General features: G+C 59.8%; 15 protein-coding genes. 10 read left to right on the forward strand and 5 right to left on the reverse strand.

All coding sequences use genetic code 11. The annotated features are described in order from the left end of the window. Position 1: 1 nt before the first annotated feature. Together nadE and SFY93_RS16410 are read right to left on the reverse strand one after the other, a co-directional pair. Complete coding sequence (nadE, locus tag SFY93_RS16405; protein WP_320447789.1) at positions 2 to 1009, reverse strand: NAD(+) synthase; 1008 nt, start codon at positions 1007 to 1009, stop codon at positions 2 to 4. Then, positions 1006 to 2145, reverse strand: coding sequence for a thioesterase domain-containing protein (locus SFY93_RS16410; protein WP_320443862.1), 1140 nt, complete (start codon positions 2143 to 2145; stop codon positions 1006 to 1008). Before SFY93_RS16410 ends, nadE begins: the two co-directional genes overlap by 4 nt. A gap of 132 nt (positions 2146 to 2277) precedes the next feature. On the opposite strand from SFY93_RS16410, the gene SFY93_RS16415 reads away from it, so the two are divergent. From SFY93_RS16415 to SFY93_RS16430, 4 genes are all read left to right on the forward strand, one after another. Further along, positions 2278 to 2577, forward strand: a complete 300-nt coding sequence (locus tag SFY93_RS16415) for a hypothetical protein (protein WP_320443863.1) — start codon at positions 2278 to 2280, stop codon at positions 2575 to 2577. 792 nt (positions 2578 to 3369) lie between these two features. Continuing rightward, the gene (locus SFY93_RS16420; protein WP_320443864.1) at positions 3370 to 5061 is read left to right on the forward strand and encodes a methyl-accepting chemotaxis protein; all 1692 of its coding nucleotides are present in this window, start codon (positions 3370 to 3372) and stop codon (positions 5059 to 5061) included. A 312-nt stretch (positions 5062 to 5373) separates the two neighbouring features. Next, on the forward strand, positions 5374 to 6255 hold the full coding sequence (locus SFY93_RS16425; protein WP_320443865.1) for a CheR family methyltransferase: 882 nt from the start codon (positions 5374 to 5376) through the stop codon (positions 6253 to 6255). A gap of 8 nt (positions 6256 to 6263) precedes the next feature. Next, positions 6264 to 6590, forward strand: a complete 327-nt coding sequence (locus tag SFY93_RS16430) for a PilZ domain-containing protein (RefSeq protein WP_315841687.1) — start codon at positions 6264 to 6266, stop codon at positions 6588 to 6590. A 3-nt stretch (positions 6591 to 6593) separates the two neighbouring features. Here SFY93_RS16430 and SFY93_RS16435 read toward each other — a convergent pair whose 3' ends face one another. Then, entirely contained in the window at positions 6594 to 7007 is a 414-nt protein-coding gene (locus SFY93_RS16435; RefSeq protein ID WP_320443866.1) for a response regulator, read from the reverse strand. A 188-nt stretch (positions 7008 to 7195) separates the two neighbouring features. Between SFY93_RS16435 and SFY93_RS16440 the strand changes: the two genes are divergently transcribed. Next, the gene (locus SFY93_RS16440) at positions 7196 to 7921 is read left to right on the forward strand and encodes a polyamine aminopropyltransferase (protein ID WP_320443867.1); all 726 of its coding nucleotides are present in this window, start codon (positions 7196 to 7198) and stop codon (positions 7919 to 7921) included. Between the two features lie 12 nt (positions 7922 to 7933). Here SFY93_RS16440 and SFY93_RS16445 read toward each other — a convergent pair whose 3' ends face one another. Both SFY93_RS16445 and SFY93_RS16450 read right to left on the reverse strand, forming a co-directional pair. After that, positions 7934 to 11077 (reverse strand): multidrug efflux RND transporter permease subunit, encoded by a 3144-nt coding sequence (locus tag SFY93_RS16445; RefSeq protein WP_320443868.1) that lies wholly within the window; start codon positions 11075 to 11077, stop codon positions 7934 to 7936. A gap of 2 nt (positions 11078 to 11079) precedes the next feature. Beyond that, positions 11080 to 12246: an efflux RND transporter periplasmic adaptor subunit gene (locus SFY93_RS16450; RefSeq protein WP_320443869.1), complete on the reverse strand. Its 1167-nt coding sequence runs from the start codon at positions 12244 to 12246 to the stop codon at positions 11080 to 11082. A gap of 362 nt (positions 12247 to 12608) precedes the next feature. Here SFY93_RS16450 and SFY93_RS16455 point away from each other — a divergent pair, with 362 nt between their 5' ends. The 5 genes from SFY93_RS16455 to exbD all read left to right on the forward strand — a co-directional run bounded on the left by SFY93_RS16455 (position 12609) and on the right by exbD (position 17581). After that, positions 12609 to 12848 carry a hypothetical protein gene (locus SFY93_RS16455; RefSeq protein WP_092151341.1) on the forward strand — a complete coding sequence of 80 codons (240 nt, stop codon included), beginning with the start codon at positions 12609 to 12611 and terminating at the stop codon, positions 12846 to 12848. A 235-nt stretch (positions 12849 to 13083) separates the two neighbouring features. Further along, positions 13084 to 15462 carry a TonB-dependent receptor gene (locus SFY93_RS16460; protein ID WP_320443870.1) on the forward strand — a complete coding sequence of 793 codons (2379 nt, stop codon included), beginning with the start codon at positions 13084 to 13086 and terminating at the stop codon, positions 15460 to 15462. A gap of 12 nt (positions 15463 to 15474) precedes the next feature. Continuing rightward, complete coding sequence (locus tag SFY93_RS16465) at positions 15475 to 16164, forward strand: Fe2+-dependent dioxygenase (protein ID WP_320443871.1); 690 nt, start codon at positions 15475 to 15477, stop codon at positions 16162 to 16164. A 2-nt stretch (positions 16165 to 16166) separates the two neighbouring features. Then, positions 16167 to 17096: a tonB-system energizer ExbB gene (gene exbB / locus SFY93_RS16470; RefSeq protein WP_320443872.1), complete on the forward strand. Its 930-nt coding sequence runs from the start codon at positions 16167 to 16169 to the stop codon at positions 17094 to 17096. A gap of 2 nt (positions 17097 to 17098) precedes the next feature. Further along, positions 17099 to 17581 (forward strand): TonB system transport protein ExbD, encoded by a 483-nt coding sequence (gene exbD / locus SFY93_RS16475; RefSeq protein ID WP_320443873.1) that lies wholly within the window; start codon positions 17099 to 17101, stop codon positions 17579 to 17581. Position 17582 lies beyond the last annotated feature (1 nt).

Genomic DNA, 17582 nt, shown 5'->3' on the forward strand with positions numbered 1-17582 from the left:
GTTAGTCCTCGAATACTTGAGTGACGAGCAGGGGTCGTGCGTGGAGGTAGCGCGTGACACGACGCTTGGCGTCAATATCCCTGAATACCAAATCGACCTGGGCTGCTGTCAGTCCGATAGCCTCTGCGACTTCGTCTGACGGAATCCCGTGATTCACCGCGTAAAGGCACAGATCCATCTGGTGATAAGGCAGCGCAAAATAGAACTCCTCCTGGCTCTGCGGCATCGAGAACGTATCCGTGGTCGGTGGCCTGCGCTGGATCTCCTCCTCGACCTCAAGATATTCCGCGAGCTGATAGACCTGTGTCTTGTAGAGATGGGCGATCGGCATCACGTCCGCAATTCCGTCGCCCTGCTTGACGAAAAAGCCCAGGTCGTGCTCGAGACGGTTCGGTGTGCCGGCGACCGCGTATCGGAGGCGATCGGCGTGGTAGTACTCCGTCATCTTGCGAACGCGCTGCTTGAAATTGGTCGCGGCGACGATCTGGCGATAGGCGTTTGACGAAAGACGAACGGTGCGGGTGCTGCCGTCGCGGCTCTGAACCGTGAGACGGGTGATATTCAATCCGTTGCTCGCGAGAACCGACGGTAGCACCAGCTTGCATTTCCAGCCCTCGTCATATTCGGGAACGACGGTCCGGATTGCCTCGATCTGCCGGCGATAGGCGCCGAGCCCTTCGAGGGCGGGCGATATGTCTTCCAACACCGTGTCGATGCCAAGCTGTGCTGCCCAGCTGCGGCCGAGCCTCAGTGAATCGTCCGAGGAATGGTGCTCGGGCATGAAGATGCCCAGGACCTTGTCGTTGCCGAATGCACGCACGCACAGCGCCGCGACGACGGAACTGTCGATGCCACCGGAAAGACCAACGACGGCGCCGCGGCGCCCCAACACGCCCAGGACCTGCTCGCGTAACGTCTGGACAATCCTCTCGACTTCGGCCGCGGGATCGAGCGCCAATACGTTATTGTCGAACTCCCGCGCAGTCGGAATGTGCGCAGCAAGTGTCATGACAGCGCTTTCGGCTTGCAAAATTCGGCCGGCATGTAGGTTTGCACGACCGCACTCTCGACCAAGGGAAGGTTGGTGGCGAGGTAGGGCTCGACGACGAGCTCGATATGCGTGCCTGCGATGGGGATCACATCCAGGCTCGCGAGGGCGCAATCCCAGCCAAGCGCGTGCGGTGCTCCATCTCGGTTGCAGCGAAACAGTGTAGCCCCGATCGGCAAAGACGGTTTGGGCGACGCCAGCCATCGGTAGAAAGCTCGTGACCGCAACACCTCTTGCAGTTCAAGCCTAATTCGGAAGCTGGTGGCGTTGAACTTCCCCCGCGTATAGCGACCAAGCATCCAGGTAAGGGATGCCTCGCCACCGATTGCAGCCGTAACCTTCGCGAGTGCTCGGCAGGCTATCCGCGAAATGTTCACGCGATTGGCGCGGAGCCGCCGCAACGTTCGGGCGAGCGTCTCCCGGTAATCGCGGCCCTCGTTGATAATCGCTGTATCGAGAATCCCCAGGAACTTGATGGACCGCCGTGCTTCCAGCAGCCGCGCCGCAACTTCGAATGCCACCACACCACCAAGGGAATGGCCGAGAAGGCGAACATGTCCGACGGGTTGGCTCCGGCGGATTTGCTCCACCGCGGCATCTGCCATAGAGGCGACCGTATTGTTTCCGGCGAGGATGCTCCCCAGGTCGGGGTATTTGATCGGGACGACCCGGGCGATCTTGCCGAGCCCCGCTGCAAAAGCGGCCATGCTCGGACCGTAACCGAGGGATCCTGGCAACAGGAACAGGATTGGACGTAGATCAGCTTGCACGCCCAAGGCTTTGGCGGTTGCCTTCCCGGATACGATCGCCTTGACCATATCCGCGGCTGTCATATCGAGTGCGAAGTGTCCGACCGATAACTCAAGGCCGGTGGCGCTCTCTATTTCCTGAATGCACCGCTGCAGCCTTGATAAATCGTCGGCTTCCTCCGAGGTTCCAGGCATGTCGGGGGTGTTGAAACTCGTGGACTGGGCATCCCGCACGATTTGATAGATCGTCGGCTCGCGTCCCTGCGCCCATGAGGGCCGCAGCCTCTGGTTGACGAACGGATCGGCCGGTCGTTCCACCACTTCTGGTTGGAGATAAGTCCGAGCCATAGGTCACCTGCCGAGCCTAAAGCTTGTTATCGCCGGGCATGGAAATTTCGACATCCTGCGTTTGAAGGACGTCGCCGACAGATGGGACAACGGTGTGCCATTATGTCGCGGTGGCGCTGCCGCTGAGCTTCATTGATTTCCGCGATCATCTCGGGTTGGCACGGCGGGATTGCTGCTCATTCTCACGAGCACGCGATGATCGAGGCGGCTTGGTTCCGTGTTGCTGGAAAGTGGCAAGCCAGGCGCTGCGCTGAACACCAGCTCGATATGAATGCCCAGCGCTGTGATGACGACTGGGTGCAGTATGTCGTCCGGAACATGTTCAGAAAGGTGCTTGGGGGCCGCACCTTCACCATTACCGGCGCGCTCCAAGCTGAGGCGAAGGAACTCTCTGAAAGCTGTCGGGCGATCATCAGGAGCGCTGCAGCGTAGTACCGCGTAGTAAAAGTTGTGGAACGGAACAAGACAACCGGACTTGAGTCGATGACTTCACCCGCGGAGGTATCGATGTGAGAGCAACGAAACTACCAGCAGTCGATCTATTGCTGTGCCGTCGTTGCGGGGCGGCACGCACTCTTATCAAGATTGTGGCGCAGCCTAGAGCCAGCCTGCCCGGCGATCGGAGGACGTTCCGGTGTCCCAGCTGCATGTCGTCCCAGACCTATCAAATCAACCGGCACGGGGCGCAGCTACTATCTTCAGATGAGGATGCAGTTGGGCGGCTATAATCTGATTGTGAGATAAATACCCGGACCGGATTGCTCCTGGTTCCGCAGCCGGCACGTTCAGTCGTGCTCGCACGTCGCTTCGTTTCTCGCGCTGAGCGTTGGATAAACTCCAGGTCAGCAACGTTAGTCGCCGGAACCAAAAGTTGCATTTTTGATTCGCTGCTTTACCCAGAGGCACGATGTCGCCGCTGCCCTACGCCGGCGCGCGTCCACAAGTAGTGAAGTTGTGGTTGTCAACCTCAGATGACTGTCGTTAACTGGCTGATATTGCAGGACATCGAAAAAGAGAGCTTCGGTTCATTTTGTTCAGTCAGAATGTCACACCTTTACCAACGGTTTACATAATACCTACAAATTGCAGGAGCGGGACTTGATAACAAGAAAGTCATCGACCCCCGTGTTCGCCGCTTTGCCATTGCACCTCTGCTGACTGCTTCATTTCCACGACACCCCGCACATTGCGGACCAACGGTCGAAAACCGAGGGACCCTTCGTCATGCTCGCCAGCCTGTCTATTCGCGCCAAGATCACCATTGTTCTTTCATTTTTGCTGCTTGCGATGACGGGTCTGGGCTTGCTCGCGGTCCGGAAGATGCAGGCGATCAACGCCAATGCGGTGGATATTCAGACCAGCTGGCTGCCAAGCGTGCGTCTCCTCGGCGATCTGCGCTCCGGCGTCATCACCTATCGCAACGTGATCCGTCAGCACATGCTGTCCGAGACGTTGGAGGAGAAGCTGGCCAATGAGAAAACGCTCGAGATGGTGGTGGCGAGCAACACCGCTATCCGCGCGAAGTATGAGAAGCTGATCACCTCGCCGGAGGAGCGCGCGCTCTACGAAGAATGGGGCAAGGTCTGGGACGCCTACAAGAAAGGCACGCTCGAGGTGATGGATCTCTCGCGCAAGAGCGTAGGCAAGATGCCGCAGGAAGCCAATCTGCTGAACAGCAAGACGGTCAATCAGATCGGCCTGAAGGCCGACGAACTTCTCAACAAGGATATCGAGCTTAATCTGCGAGGCTCGGACACGGCGGGCGCCGAAGCCGTCGCTAGTTACGATGCAGCCTTCACGATGGTTGTCGCGATCCTCGTCGTCTCGGCCATGCTTGGTATTGGCATTGGCATCTATCTTGTGCGGGACGTTTCCAGCGGCATCGCATCGATCGTCAAGCCGATGCAGGCGTTGGGCCAGGGCGATCTGACCGCCATCGTGCCGCACCAGGGCATGAAGACCGAGATCGGCACGATGGGAGACGCGCTGCAGGTGTTCAAGCAGGCGCTGATCGACAAGCGCGCGGCGGACGAAGCAGCAGCAGCCGATGCAGAAGCCAAGATCGAGCGCGGTCGCCGCGTCGACAACATCACCCGCGAATTCGAAACGATGATCGGCGAGATCGTCGAGACGGTGTCGTCGGCTTCGACCGAACTGGAAGCCTCTGCCAGCACGCTGACCGCGACCGCCGAACGTTCGCGGGAGCTGACCACGACCGTGGCAGCCGCTTCGGAGGAAGCCTCGACCAATGTGCAGTCGGTTGCGTCCGCGACTGAAGAGATGGCCTCATCGGTGAACGAAATCAGCCGTCAGGTGCAGGAATCGGCAAGCATCGCCAACCAGGCTGTGGATCAGGCACGTCTCACCAACGATCGCGTCAGCGCGTTGGCCAATGCGGCAGCGCGCATCGGTGACGTCGTCGAGCTGATCAACAACATCGCCGGCCAGACCAATCTTCTGGCACTCAATGCAACGATTGAAGCGGCACGCGCCGGCGAAGCCGGTCGTGGCTTCGCGGTGGTCGCATCGGAAGTGAAGGCGCTGGCCGAGCAGACGGCGAAAGCCACCGGCGAGATCTCGACGCAGATTTCTGGCATCCAGGCAGCAACGCAGGAGTCTGTCGGAGCCATCAAGGAGATCGGAGACACCATCGGCCGGATGTCCGAGATCGCGTCGACGATTGCGTCGGCAGTGGAAGAGCAGGGCGCCGCGACGCAGGAAATCTCCCGCAACGTCCAGCAGGCGGCGCAGGGCACCATGCAGGTGTCTGCGAACATCACCGACGTACAGCGCGGCGCCAGCGAGACCGGCTCGGCATCCTCGCAGGTGCTGTCCGCAGCGCAGTCGCTGTCGTCCGACAGCACGCGTTTGAAGGTCGAGGTCAGCAAGTTCCTCAATGCCGTACGTGCAGCCTGACGCTACAAGATAGCGAGACATTGAAGCCGGCGCGAAAGCGCCGGCTTTTTTTATTGTCAATTGACGCCGCCTCCCGCCCACGCGCTTGGTGAGTGTTTTGTTTCGCAGGTTACTGGCTACCGCGTGCAGCGGTTATGTTGCCGCGCTTCTCAACTTTGTGCCCGGCGCAGGAAATCTCGTGCAACGTCTTGCGGTGTCTTGGCGATCTCTTAGTCATTTGCTGCAATCGTGTACTACGTGCTTTTTGCACGGAGCGGCATACAGTCGTCGCTGCAAGTCATTTGGACCGGCGTTGCGTCTTAGAAAGAGACCATGACCCCTATCGATTATGAGTATTTGCAGAAGATCCTGAAAGATCGTTCCGGACTGGTGCTGTCGGCCGACAAGAAGTACCTGCTCGAAAGCAGATTGATGCCGTTGGCGCGCAAGGCCGGTGTCGCCGGGATCAGCGAACTCGTTCAGAAGATGAAAGCTGGCTCCGAGCCGATGATCTCGGATGTGGTGGAAGCCATGACCACCAACGAGACCTTCTTCTTTCGCGACAAGACACCGTTCGAGCATTTTCAGAACTCGGTCATTCCCGACCTGATCAAGGCTCGCGCAGGCAAGCGTAGCCTGCGGATCTGGTGCGCCGCCGGCTCGACCGGGCAGGAGCCATATTCGCTCGCAATGATCATGAAGGAACTCGGCGCCGCGCTGACGGGGTGGCGCGTCGAGATTGTGGCCACGGATCTCTCGCCCGAAGTGCTCGAAAAATCACGCACTGGCGTCTACACCCAGTTCGAGGTGCAGCGCGGCCTGCCGATCCAGTTGCTGGTGAAACACTTCAAGCAGACCGGCACGACGTGGCAGCTCAATGCTGACATCCGCGCGATGGTTCAGTTCAAGCAGTTCAACCTGCTGCAGGACTACGCACATCTCGGCAAGTTCGACGTCATCTTCTGCCGCAATGTGCTGATTTATTTCGATCAGGCGACCAAGACCGAGATCTTCGGCAGACTTGCAAAAGCCAGCGAACCTGACGGCTATCTGTTTCTGGGCGCAGCCGAGACCGTGATCGGTCTCACCGACCGCTATCGGGTTTGCCCCAATCGTCGCGGTGTCTATCTGCCGGTGAGTGCGCAAGCGTCGCCATCGATCGTGCCCGACATGGGTGCCGGACTGAAGACGTCTCCCGCCAGTATGCGGGCGTAGGAGCGGTCATGGCAGAAGAAGCTGTAACGAACGGGCGCGTCATTTTCGGGCGCGGCTACAATGTCTGGATCATGGCCATCGACGGCACGTGGCGACGCAGTTGCGTGTTGAAGGCTGTGTCGAGTCACGACGCCGAGTTGATTCTCGAGACCTCCATCGAGGGCCTTAACCTCAAGGAATTCTTCCTGTTGCTGTCATCGACCGGACTTGCCTATCGCCGCTGCGAGCTGGTCAAGGTGAACGGTGCGCAGATCGATATTCGCTTCCTGAACACCAAAGGTAGCAAGAAGAAATCGCCGGCGAAGAGCGATCACGGCGATATGGCTGACGCCTGATCATCAGTCATCAATCATCAGCGTCTGCGGCGCTTGTGCGTCGGCGAGGCACTCGCGGACAGCTGCGATCAGGGCCGCGGCGGAGAAGGGTTTGCGCAGGCAGCTTGTGGCGCCAAGCTCAATCACCATGCGCAGGAAATCGGGGGCCGGTGCCGTGAATTGCGCGAAGGTATAGCTGGAGATCGCGATCAGCGGCACGCCAGGCCTACGCTGATGAAACGCGCGCACGGATTCGAACCCGCGCATTTGCGGCATGAAGATATCGACGATCATCACATCGAAGCTTGTATCTTCCAGCGCCAATAAACCGATCTCGCCACCATCGGCCAAGACGGTTTCGAAGCCCTCGTGTTCCAGTGTCAGCCTAATGGACATGGACGCGAGCGGGTCGTCGTCGACGACCAGAATGCGTTTCATGGCGGCGCCCCCGCGCGCTGGAGTGAGCCTGCAGTCACCCTCCACGCAACACGCAACCGTAACGCGACGAATCGTCGACGACGCCAAGTGTTTATCCGTTTCGCCGGAGGTGTCTGTCCAGATTTGCACACTTGGGGCATTTCGTTGTTGCCGCATTGCACGCACCGTGTGCATGGTTGGATATGAGCATGATGTTCGAAGAACTGGATTATCGCCCGACGCCTATGGGTGTCCTGACCCTGCGACGTCGGCGGAAGCCGGGCACGGACATCGATATCTTTGAGATCAAGCTCGGCGACGAATTTCTGATGTCGAGCGCATTCACGGCTGCCGAGATCGCGCTGGCGGATATCGGCCTGGCGTCACTAACCGGCGGCGGGCTGGATGTTGTCGTTGGCGGCCTCGGTCTGGGCTACACGGCGCAGGCGGCTCTCGCACACCAGAAGGTGGGGGCGCTCGTTGTCATCGACGCGTTGCCTGAAGTGATCGAGTGGCACCAGGCCGGCCTGATCCCGATCGGCAGCGAACTGTCAGCGGACGGGCGCTGCCGTCTCGTCCATGGCGATTTCTTCAAGATGGCGACCTCGACGGGTGGCCATCTCGATCCCGATGCATCCGGTCGTCGCTTCGATGCGATACTGGTCGATATCGACCATGCGCCGGACAACCTGCTGCATCCGAGCCATGCCGTGCTCTATACGGCGGCCGGGCTGCAGCGTCTGTCGGAGCACCTCAAGCCCGGCGGGGTGTTTGCGCTGTGGTCGAACGATCCACCGGATACTGCCTTTACAGCGGTGATGGAAAGTGTGTTCGGCGCGGTGACCGCACATGTCGTGACCTTCGACAATCTGAACGCCGACGAGGAAGTGTCCAACACCGTCTATATCGGCACCAGGATCGAAGAGGCCGCATAGCGCGCCGTTGCGCTATTCGGCGGCCTGTTTCGCCAGCATCTGGTTGTCCGACCGGTTTGCGTCGTCGCGCTTCGATCGTCCCCAGCCCGACATGATGTTGGAAAGCCTGTCGAGATAGACATAGACCACCGGCGTGGTGAAGAGTGTCAGTGCCTGGCTGACGATGAGGCCGCCGACCATCGCGTAGCCGAGCGGCTGGCGGATTTCCGAGCCGGTGCCGGTGCCGAGCATCAACGGCACGCCACCCAGCAGCGCGGCCATAGTCGTCATCATGATCGGGCGGAAACGTAGGAGAGCTGCCTTGCGGATGGCTTCCTCTGGCTCGAGATGCTCGTCGCGCTCGGCAGCAATTGCGAAGTCCACCAGCATGATGCCGTTCTTCTTGACGATGCCGATCAGCAGCACGATGCCGATCAGCGCGATCAGACTGAAATCGAAACCGAACGCCATCAAGATCGCCAGCGCGCCGACGCCCGCAGAGGGCAGGGTGGACAGGATCGTCAGAGGGTGGATGTAGCTCTCATAGAGAATACCGAGGATCAGATAGACCACCACCAGTGCGGCGAGGATCAGGAGCGGCACCGTTGCCAGCGATTGCTGGAACGCTTGCGCCGTGCCCTGGAAGGTGCCGCGCAAGGTCGAAGGCGCGCCGATATCCTGCATGGCATTTTGCACAGCATCGGTCGCCTGTCCGAGCGCAACGCCCTGCGCCAGATTGAAGCTGATCGTGATTGCCGGGAATTGGCCCTGATGGCTGATGGAGAGTGGTCGCACGGGTACCGTCGTCCATTTGGCAAAGGCCGACAGTGGCACCATGTCGCTTGTCGTCGGCGACTTGATATAGATCTTGTCAAGTGAATCGAGCTTGCCCTGCATCTCGGGCAATATCTCGAGAATGACGTGATAGCTGTTCAACTGCGTGAAATACTGCGCGACCTGACGCTGGCCGAACGCATCATACAGCGTGTCGTCGATCAGTTGCGGTTGGATACCGTAGCGCGAGGCGTTGTCGCGATCGATGGTCAGCGTCAGCGTCGTGCCCTTGGTCTGCTGGTCGGTGGCGACGTCGCGTAGACCCGGCAGCGTTTGCATCTTGGCCAGAATCTTCGGGGCCCATTCGTTCAGTTCGGACAGGTTTGCATCCTGTAGCGTGTATTCGAACTGGGTGCGGGTGGCGCGGCCGCCGAGCCGGATATCCTGCGCCGCCTGCATGAACAAGCGTGCGCCCTGAACCTTCTCCAGCTTCGGTCGCAGCCGTGTGATGATCTGTTGCGCATTGGCGGAACGTTCGTCGCGCGGCTTCAGTGTGATGAACATGCGTCCGGTATTGAGCGCGCCGCCGCTGCCGCCGATCGACATGGCGACGCTGGCGACGTCGGGATCAGCCTGCACGATCTTGCCGAGTTCTTCCTGGTGGACCTTCATATCCGCAAAGGAAATATCCTGCGACGCTTCGGAGGAAGCGGTGATCAGGCCGGTGTCCTGCTGCGGGAAGAAGCCCTTCGGGATAATCATGAACAGATAGACCGACAGGACGAGTGTGGCGAAGAACACCATCAGCGTCGTCAGGCGCCAGCGCAGCACGAGGTCGAGGCCGCGCTCATAGGCGCGCAGCAGAGCGTCGAAGGCGTTCTCGCTGAGCTGATAGAGCCGGCCATGCTTGGCGTGTTTCTCCTCGCGCAGGAAGCGCGAGGCCATCATTGGGGTCAGCGTCAGCGACACCACCAGCGAGACGAAAATCGTCATGGTCAGTGTCACGGCGAATTCGCGGAACAGGCGGCCGATAATGCCGCCCATCAGCAGGAGCGGGATCAGCACGGCGACCAGCGAAACGCTGATCGAGACAATGGTGAAGCCGATTTCACCGGCGCCTTTCAGCGCGGCAGCCATCGGTGTTTCGCCTTCCTCGATATATCTAGTGATGTTTTCCAGCATCACGATGGCGTCGTCGACCACGAAGCCGACCGAGATGGTCAGCGCCATCAGCGACAGATTGTCGAGCGTATAGCCGAACACCCACATCAGCGCGCAGGCGCCGAGCAATGCGAGCGGTACGGTCACGCTGGGAATGACGGTGGCCCAGACGCTGCGCAGGAAGACGAAGATCACCATCACGACGAGGGCGATGGTCAGCAGCAGTGTGAACTGGACATCCTGCACGGCGGCGCGGATGGTCTGCGTGCGATCGCTGAGGACCTCGATCTTCACGGTCGGCGGGATCGCGGCCACCAGACGCGGCAGCTCGGCCTTGATCTTGTCGACGGTGTCGATGACGTTGGCGCCGGGCTGCTTGAAGATCACCAGAAACACGCCGCGCTTGCCATTGGCCCAGGCCGCCTGCTTGGCGTCTTCCGGGCCTGTCACCGCCGTGCCGATATCCCTGACTCGCAGCGGACCACCATTGCGATAGGCGATGATGACGTCGTTCCAGTCCTTCGATTCCGGCAACTGGTCGTTGGCGTAGATCGTGTAGCTGCGGGTCGCGCCGTCAATATTGCCTTTCGGACTGTCGACAGTGGTGATCGCGATCTGGCTGCGGATGTCCTCGAGTTGCAGCCCCTTGGCGACCAGCTTGGCGGGATCGATCTGGATGCGGATCGCCGGCTTTTGCTGGCCGCCGATCGTAACCTGGGCGACACCGGAGATCTGGCTGATCTGCTGCGCCAGTTGCGCATCGACACTGTCGCTGACGGTCGTAATGGGCAGCGTGTCCGATGTCGCCGACAGCAGCATGATCGGCGAGTCCGCCGGGTTGACCTTGCGATAGGTGGGCGGGCTCGGAAGCGTCTTCGGCAGTTGTCCGCCAGCGGCATTGATCGCGGCTTGCACGTCATTGGCCGCGCCGTCGATCGAGCGGTTGAGGTCGAACTGGATCGTGACTGCCGATGTGCCGAGCGAACTCGTCGAGGTCATCTGCGCCACGCCGGGGATCTGCGCGAGCTGTCGCTCCAGCGGCTGCGCCACCGAGGATGCCATGGTCTCGGGACTGGCGCCGGGCAGGGTGGCGGCAACCTGGATGGTCGGGAAGTCGACCTGCGGCAAAGGCGCGACGGGAAGCTGGGGATAGGAGACCAGGCCGACGAATAGGATGCCGGCCATCAGCAATGATGTTGCGATCGGATAGCGAATGAACGGTGCTGAAATTCCTCCGTTCATGGCTATTCGCCTTTCGCCGGAGTGGCTGCGGATGTTACGACTGACGTCGCCACCAGCGCGCCCGGCTGCACTTTATATTGCCCGGCGACGATAACGCGCTCGCCGGCGCTCAGCCCGTCCTCGACCACCGTGCGGCCATCGATGGAACGGCCGACCTTGATTTTCTTCAGCTCGGCTTTGTTGTCGGCCCCGACCGCAAAGGCATAGAGCCCGTCGGCCCCATGCTGAACGGCATCGTCGGGAATGACAGTCGCATCCTTCAACGTGGTCACCAGCAACCGTGTCGAGACGGAAAGGCCGGGCCACAGCACGTGGTCCTTGTTGTCGAATACCGCCTTGAGCCGGATCGTGCCGCTGGTCGTATCCACCTGATTATTGATGACCGCGAGCGTGCCTTCCGAGAGCGTCCGCTTTCCGTCGGTGGTCAGCGCGATCACCTTGAGCGGATGTTCCGCGAGCGACTGGCTGATGTCGATGAGGTTCTGTTCAGGCGCGGTGAAGATTACGGCGATCGGCTCGATCTGCGCAATGGTGACGATGCCGGTCTGGGTCGCAGCATTGACGATGTTGCCTTGGTCGACCTGACGAAAGCCGACGCGGCCGGAGATCGGCGCCTTGATCGTGGTGTAAGCGAGCTGGGTCTGCGCATTCGAGATCGCGGCATCGTCGGCAGCGATCTGCGCGCTCAGCTGCTGCACGGTGGAGCGTTGTGTGTCTGTCTGTTGCCGTGTCGCGAATTCGCCGAGTTTGGTGAAGCGCTGCAAATCCAGATTGGCATTGGCGAGATTGGCTTCGTCCTGCACTTTCTTGGCCTTGGCCTGATCGAGCGCTGCCTGGAACGGGCGCGGATCGATCTGTGCGAGCAGGTCACCCTCCTTGACGATCTGTCCTTCGGTGAAAGCGATCGTGTCGATCTGACCATCGACACGGGTCCGCACGACCACGGTATTAAAACCCTGCACGGTGCCCAGACCGCCGAGATAAACGGGGAAATCAGCTTTTTCGACAGATGCAATTTTCACCGGGACGGGGGCAGGGCCGCGCGGTTTGTCGGCATTCGCCTGCTGTGCTCCGGTAGCTCCGTAATGCTGCCATGCGATAGTTCCGCCGGCCGCAAGCAGCGCCAGAACAATCAGCCCAGTCCATCGAAAACGGGTAAGCGTTGTCATGGTGATCTCATCAATCTCTTGGCAGCCACTAACGCAGACATGCGCGTCCAATGCGCGCCCGCTTGGGCGGCTCCTGATCAGCTAGGTGGCGACTCAAATGCTGTAAACACACGACCGCTTGAACGCGTGCTTCATTGCCAAATCTTCATGTAGGCACCGACGACTGCGAATACCGTTGCTGCGTTCAGTCCGACCGTAACGGCGGACGTGGTAACGCATATTGCAGGCAGGTTTGTGCGCCGTATTGGATAATCCGGCGGTGACTACGACTGCGTCTGCGGTTGTAACTGCGCGTCGTATCCGTCATAGGCTCGTCGAAGCCGATATCGCGGCTTGTAAATGTAATCGAGCCGGAGCGGCACATGGACGAGTTGAATGGGCGGATGATCGCCTGTCAGATTTTGATTACCGGATTGATCGCGCGCGTCGCCAATGACTCGCCAGATCCGCTGCGCTTCCTGACCGACTATCGGGACGAGATCAAAGCCGTCGTGCGTGGCATCAACATCGCCGGCATGGAGAATACGGATCGGGTAAGGCAGTCTGCGCTGCAGACCGTCGACGAGATGTTCTCGCTGATGAAGCCGCCGAGCTCGGATTGAATGAGTTCACTACAGGCCGCTTTTCCCGCGGGGTTTATGGCACTGGCACTTCGTAGTGCGTTCAAAGATTAGAACGATTTCAACATCAGTTTAGAAACGTTTTTATCTGGATGTATTCAAGCGTGTGACTGTCTTGATTCCGCCCGAATGTGTTGACGCTCCAGCTCGTGCCAAGCTACCGCTGCCTCTAATTGGCGCAGAATGAGCTGCGTATGGGACGGCAGGGGCAAATTTTATGGGGTTAGCGAAGATTCCTGTATCGTTGCGTTCGAGTGTCACGACGGCCGCCAACGAACGATTCGATAGCAACCATTCTGCCCGCAAGACCTCTGCCGTTGCCGGGATGATCGCCGTCGCCTCCTTCGGCGGCGCGGAAGCCCAGCAATCGGTACTCCCGCCGGTAACGGTCGATGCACCGGTCGCGCGGCCGCGTCCGGCGGTGCGGCCGACACCCGATCAGATACGCGCGCGAACCGCACTGCGGCGTGCGGCGCGTCGGACCCAGCCAGTGCAAGTGGCGCCGGTGCCTTACCCGAATGCGGGTGGCCTCGCGGCAGATGCCAATCCCTATGCCGACGCTGCAGCGCCTTATAAAGGCGACCGGCTCGCGGGAACCAAATTCTCTGAAAAGCTGATCGACACGCCGCGTACGGTCACCGTGCTGACCAAGGAAATCCTCGAAGACAAGAATGCGACAAGCCTGAAGGAAGTGGCGCGCACCACGGCCGGTGTTACGCTCGGTACGGGCGAGGGCGGTAACGCTTTCGGTGATCGATTTTTTATCCGCGGCTTCGACGCGCGAAACGACATCTTCATCGACGGTGTACGCGATCCGGCCATCAGCATTCGTGAAAACTTCTTCACCGAGCAGGTCGAGATTCTGCGCGGCCCGGCGTCGTCCTTTGCCGGCCGCGGCACGGCAGGTGGCGCCATCAATATTGTGACCAAACAGGCCGGTGATCGCAATTTCCAGAAGGTCGAAACGACCTATGGCACCGACCAGACCAAGCGCATTACCTTCGACGTCAACCAGGTCGTCAGCCCCACCCTCAGTTTGCGCACCGGCGGACTCTATCAGGATGCCGAAGTGGCCGGTCGAAACTACGTGACCGACGATCGCTGGGGAGCGTTCGGTGCTCTGAAATGGACCCCGACGGACGCCTTCAAGGTCACCGCCAACTACGTCCATACAGATCTCAGCGGCCTGCCGGATTTCGGCGTACCCTATAACCGCACGGCGCGTGCGCCTGTTACCGACATTAACGTTCCGCGGGAAACCTATTACGGCTTCGTCAACCGCGACTTTCAGAAGGCCCGGCAGGATTTCGGTACAGTGATCGGCGAATTGAAGATCACGCCCGATATCACGCTCACCAACAAGACCCGATTGGAGCGCTCGGTCCTCGATTACGTTGGAACACTGCCCAGTAATGCTACGGCAACGACTGCGACGCTCTCCGCGCAGAGCCGCTACCAGGTTACGGATGTGGTGGCCAACGTCACCGATGCGACGTTCAAGTTTGACGCCTACGGAATCAAGAACACGCTGGTGACCGGCGTGGAGATTTCGCAGGAAAGCGTGATGCGCGATAATTATACGGGTTTGACGTCGGAGCTGAACGGCATTTTGACCGGTACGCAACTTATCGTGCCGATCGCCAATCCGCCCAACCTGTTCCCATTCAACAATGCGCCCCAGCGCGCGAACAACCCGACCAATATCAATGTGGATACCAAGGCGGCTTACGCCATCCATACGGCGAATTTTCAGGACGTCGTGATCCTGAATGGCGGAATCCGCTACGACGACTATGAGATCAACGGCTCTAACCGGACTTCAAGTACGGGCGTGAAGACCGGCATGGTTAACTACAACCTCGGCGCTGTCCTGAAGCCGGTGCCGTATGGCAGCCTCTATGGCGCATTCGCTACATCGTCCAATCCGGTCGGAGCTGAACTCGATGCGACCGGCACGGCGTATGGCGGACTTGTGGTCAACAACACGACCTTTCAGGCCTTGGCTCCCGAAGAAAACCGGTCGTCGGAAGTGGGCACCAAGTGGGAGCTGTTCGATCGCCATCTGCTGGTCACGGCGGCGCTGTTCGAGACCGTCAAGAGCAATGCTCGCGAAACAAGCGGAAGTGACATCATCGCCGGTGCGCAATATCGCGTGCGCGGCGTCGATCTCGGTATGGGCGGTAAGATCACCCCGCGCTGGAGTATGTTTGCCGGTGCTGTGTTCATGGAATCCAAGGTGCTGAAGTCAATCGATCCGACACAGGTCGGCGCGCAACTCGCCAACATCGCGCACGAATCCTTCAACTTGCTGACTAAGTACCAGATCACCGAGCCATGGGAGATTGGCGGACAAGCAACTTACGCTTCGCAGATCTACGGAGGTACGTTCGGTGCCGTTAACGGCAATGTGTTGCCGTCACACTGGCGGTTCGATGCTTTCACGGAGTACAGGTTCGACAAGCACCTGAAGGCGAAGGTATCGGTCAACAACATCTTCGATACGGTCTATTATGACGCGTTCTATCGCAGCAATACGCCATTCACGTTCATCGCGCCTGGACGATCGGTCTGGTTTACTCTCATGGGGTCACTATGATCGCCGGTCGTCATGCTGATCTGCATCCCTGATGTCTTGAGCAAAAATGATGTGGCGGAGTTCCGCCGCATCATGGATGCGGCCGGCTGGGAGGACGGTCGCTCGACGGCCGGCGCGCAATCGGCATTGGTCAAAAGGAACGAGCAACTGCCGCCGGACAGCGATGTGGCCCGCGCGCTCGGCAATCGCATCATCTCGGCGCTGACGTCGAATCCGCGGTTCTTATCTGCGGCGATCCCGCTGCAGATATTCCCGCCGTTGTTCAATCGTTACGTCTCGTCGGACGGACATCACTTCGGCGTGCACGTCGACAATGCAGTGCGCGGCGATCATCTCACCGGCATGCGTATCCGCACCGACCTGTCAGTGACGCTGTTCCTCTCCGAGCCCGAAGAATATGAGGGCGGTGAGCTTGTTATTGAAGACAATTACGGCTCACACGAGGTGAAGCTGCCGGCCGGCCACCTCGTGCTTTATCCTGCTTCCAGTTTGCACCTTGTAACGCCTCTAAGGGCAGGTATGCGCGTAGCGTCTTTTTTCTGGCTACAGAGCATGATACGTGATGCTCATGCGCGCAGCATGATCTTCGATCTCGACAGCGCGATTCAGAGCCTGGTTGAACGTCTCGGAAGAGACGACCCAGAAACGGTCAAATTGACGGGCATCTATCATAATCTCATCCGCTACTGGGCCGAGGTATAAGCTTGTTTAGAACTGTTCTTAAGTCGCTGGCTGTGCTGGCAGTGGTCGCGTTTGCTTCGCCAATCATTGCGCAGCAGGCTGCAAAGCCCGTGGCGCCGGTGGTTACTCAGGCAGCTCCCGCTGCGGCGCCGGCCCCGGTAACTGCTCAGCCGAGCAGCCCAGTGGCGAGCCCGGCCGCTTCGACAGCTCTTGCTAGCCCGGTGATGGAGGCCGCGCCCAGGCCGATGGTCGCGACCGGTGAGCACGATCTGTCGCCCTGGAAAATGTTCATGGGTGCCGACATCATCGTCAAGGCGGTGATGGTGGGTCTGGCTTTCGCATCGGTCGTCACCTGGACGGTCGGCATTTTCAAGATGATGGAACTGACCTGGGCCATGCGTCGCTTGAAGGCCGCGCTCCGCAAGATCGGTGAATCGCGTTCGCTGTCGGAAGCGCAGATGGCGCTCGGCGAGCGCGGCACGATCCTGTCGCGCCTGTTGGCCGCCGCGATGCGGGAAGGGCGGATGTCCGCCGGCATTTCGAGCGATGAAGGCATCAAGGAACGCGCCGCGTCGAGCTTCGGCGAAATCGTTCGCGCTGAAGGTCGCAAGGTGCGCACCGGTATGGGTATCCTTGCGACCATTGGCGCAACGTCGCCGTTCGTCGGACTGTTCGGCACCGTGTGGGGCATCATGAACAGCTTCATCGGCATCTCGAAGTCGCAGACCACGAATCTCGCCGTCGTCGCGCCCGGTATCGCCGAAGCGCTGCTGGCCACCGCCATCGGCCTCGTCGCGGCGATCCCGGCGGTCATCATCTACAATCACTTCTCGCGCGTGACGAAGGCCTACATGGAAATCGTCGGCCGTGCGCAGGGCGCCGCCGGTCGTCTGCTGTCACGCGATCTTGATCGCACGCATTCGAGTTCACACGCACGCGCAGCGGCTGAATAATCATGGGTATGTCGCTTTCCGAGGGTGCAGACGACGATGATGATTTCGGTGAAAACCACGAAATCAACGTCACACCCTTCATCGACGTCATTCTGGTTCTGCTGATCATCTTCATGGTGGCCGCGCCGCTCTCGACGGTGGACCTGCCGATCAATCTGCCGTCCTCCACGGTGACGCCGCAGAAGAAGCCGGACAAGCCGACCTATGTGAGCATCAAGCCCGACCTCGCGGTCGCGATTGGCGAGAACATGGTCAAGCGTGTCGATCTGGTGCGTCAGCTCGATGCGATGGGCGACGGCAACAAGGATCGTCCGATCTTCCTGCGCGTCGATCGCGCGGTGCCCTATGGTGAATTCTTCGATGTGATGGAACGGCTGCGTGCCGGCGGCTATCAAAAGACCAAGCTTGTTGCACTGGAAGGGGTTCCGGATGCTGCTGCGGCATCGCCGGTACCGATCGCTGCACCTGACGCGCCGAAGCCCTGAC

It is taken from the genome of Tardiphaga sp. 42S5 (assembly GCF_034044155.1).
Taxonomy (GTDB): Bacteria; Pseudomonadota; Alphaproteobacteria; order Rhizobiales; family Xanthobacteraceae; genus Tardiphaga; species Tardiphaga robiniae.

Excerpts from the sequence above, each read along its gene's own strand:
- SFY93_RS16435 (WP_320443866.1), bottom strand. The coding sequence starts at position 7,007 with ATGAAACGCATTCTGGTCGTCGACGACGACCCGCTCGCGTCCATGTCC.
- SFY93_RS16455 (WP_092151341.1), top strand. The coding sequence starts at position 12,609 with ATGGACGAGTTGAATGGGCGGATGATCGCCTGTCAGATTTTGATTACC.
- SFY93_RS16420 (WP_320443864.1), top strand. The coding sequence starts at position 3,370 with ATGCTCGCCAGCCTGTCTATTCGCGCCAAGATCACCATTGTTCTTTCA.
- SFY93_RS16430 (WP_315841687.1), top strand. The coding sequence starts at position 6,264 with ATGGCAGAAGAAGCTGTAACGAACGGGCGCGTCATTTTCGGGCGCGGC.
- nadE (WP_320447789.1), bottom strand. The coding sequence starts at position 1,009 with ATGACACTTGCTGCGCACATTCCGACTGCGCGGGAGTTCGACAATAAC.
- SFY93_RS16445 (WP_320443868.1), bottom strand. The coding sequence starts at position 11,077 with ATGAACGGAGGAATTTCAGCACCGTTCATTCGCTATCCGATCGCAACA.
- SFY93_RS16450 (WP_320443869.1), bottom strand. The coding sequence starts at position 12,246 with ATGACAACGCTTACCCGTTTTCGATGGACTGGGCTGATTGTTCTGGCG.
- SFY93_RS16425 (WP_320443865.1), top strand. The coding sequence starts at position 5,374 with ATGACCCCTATCGATTATGAGTATTTGCAGAAGATCCTGAAAGATCGT.
- exbD (WP_320443873.1), top strand. The coding sequence starts at position 17,099 with ATGGGTATGTCGCTTTCCGAGGGTGCAGACGACGATGATGATTTCGGT.
- SFY93_RS16440 (WP_320443867.1), top strand. The coding sequence starts at position 7,196 with ATGATGTTCGAAGAACTGGATTATCGCCCGACGCCTATGGGTGTCCTG.
- SFY93_RS16465 (WP_320443871.1), top strand. The coding sequence starts at position 15,475 with ATGCTGATCTGCATCCCTGATGTCTTGAGCAAAAATGATGTGGCGGAG.
- SFY93_RS16460 (WP_320443870.1), top strand. The coding sequence starts at position 13,084 with ATGGGGTTAGCGAAGATTCCTGTATCGTTGCGTTCGAGTGTCACGACG.
- SFY93_RS16410 (WP_320443862.1), bottom strand. The coding sequence starts at position 2,145 with ATGGCTCGGACTTATCTCCAACCAGAAGTGGTGGAACGACCGGCCGAT.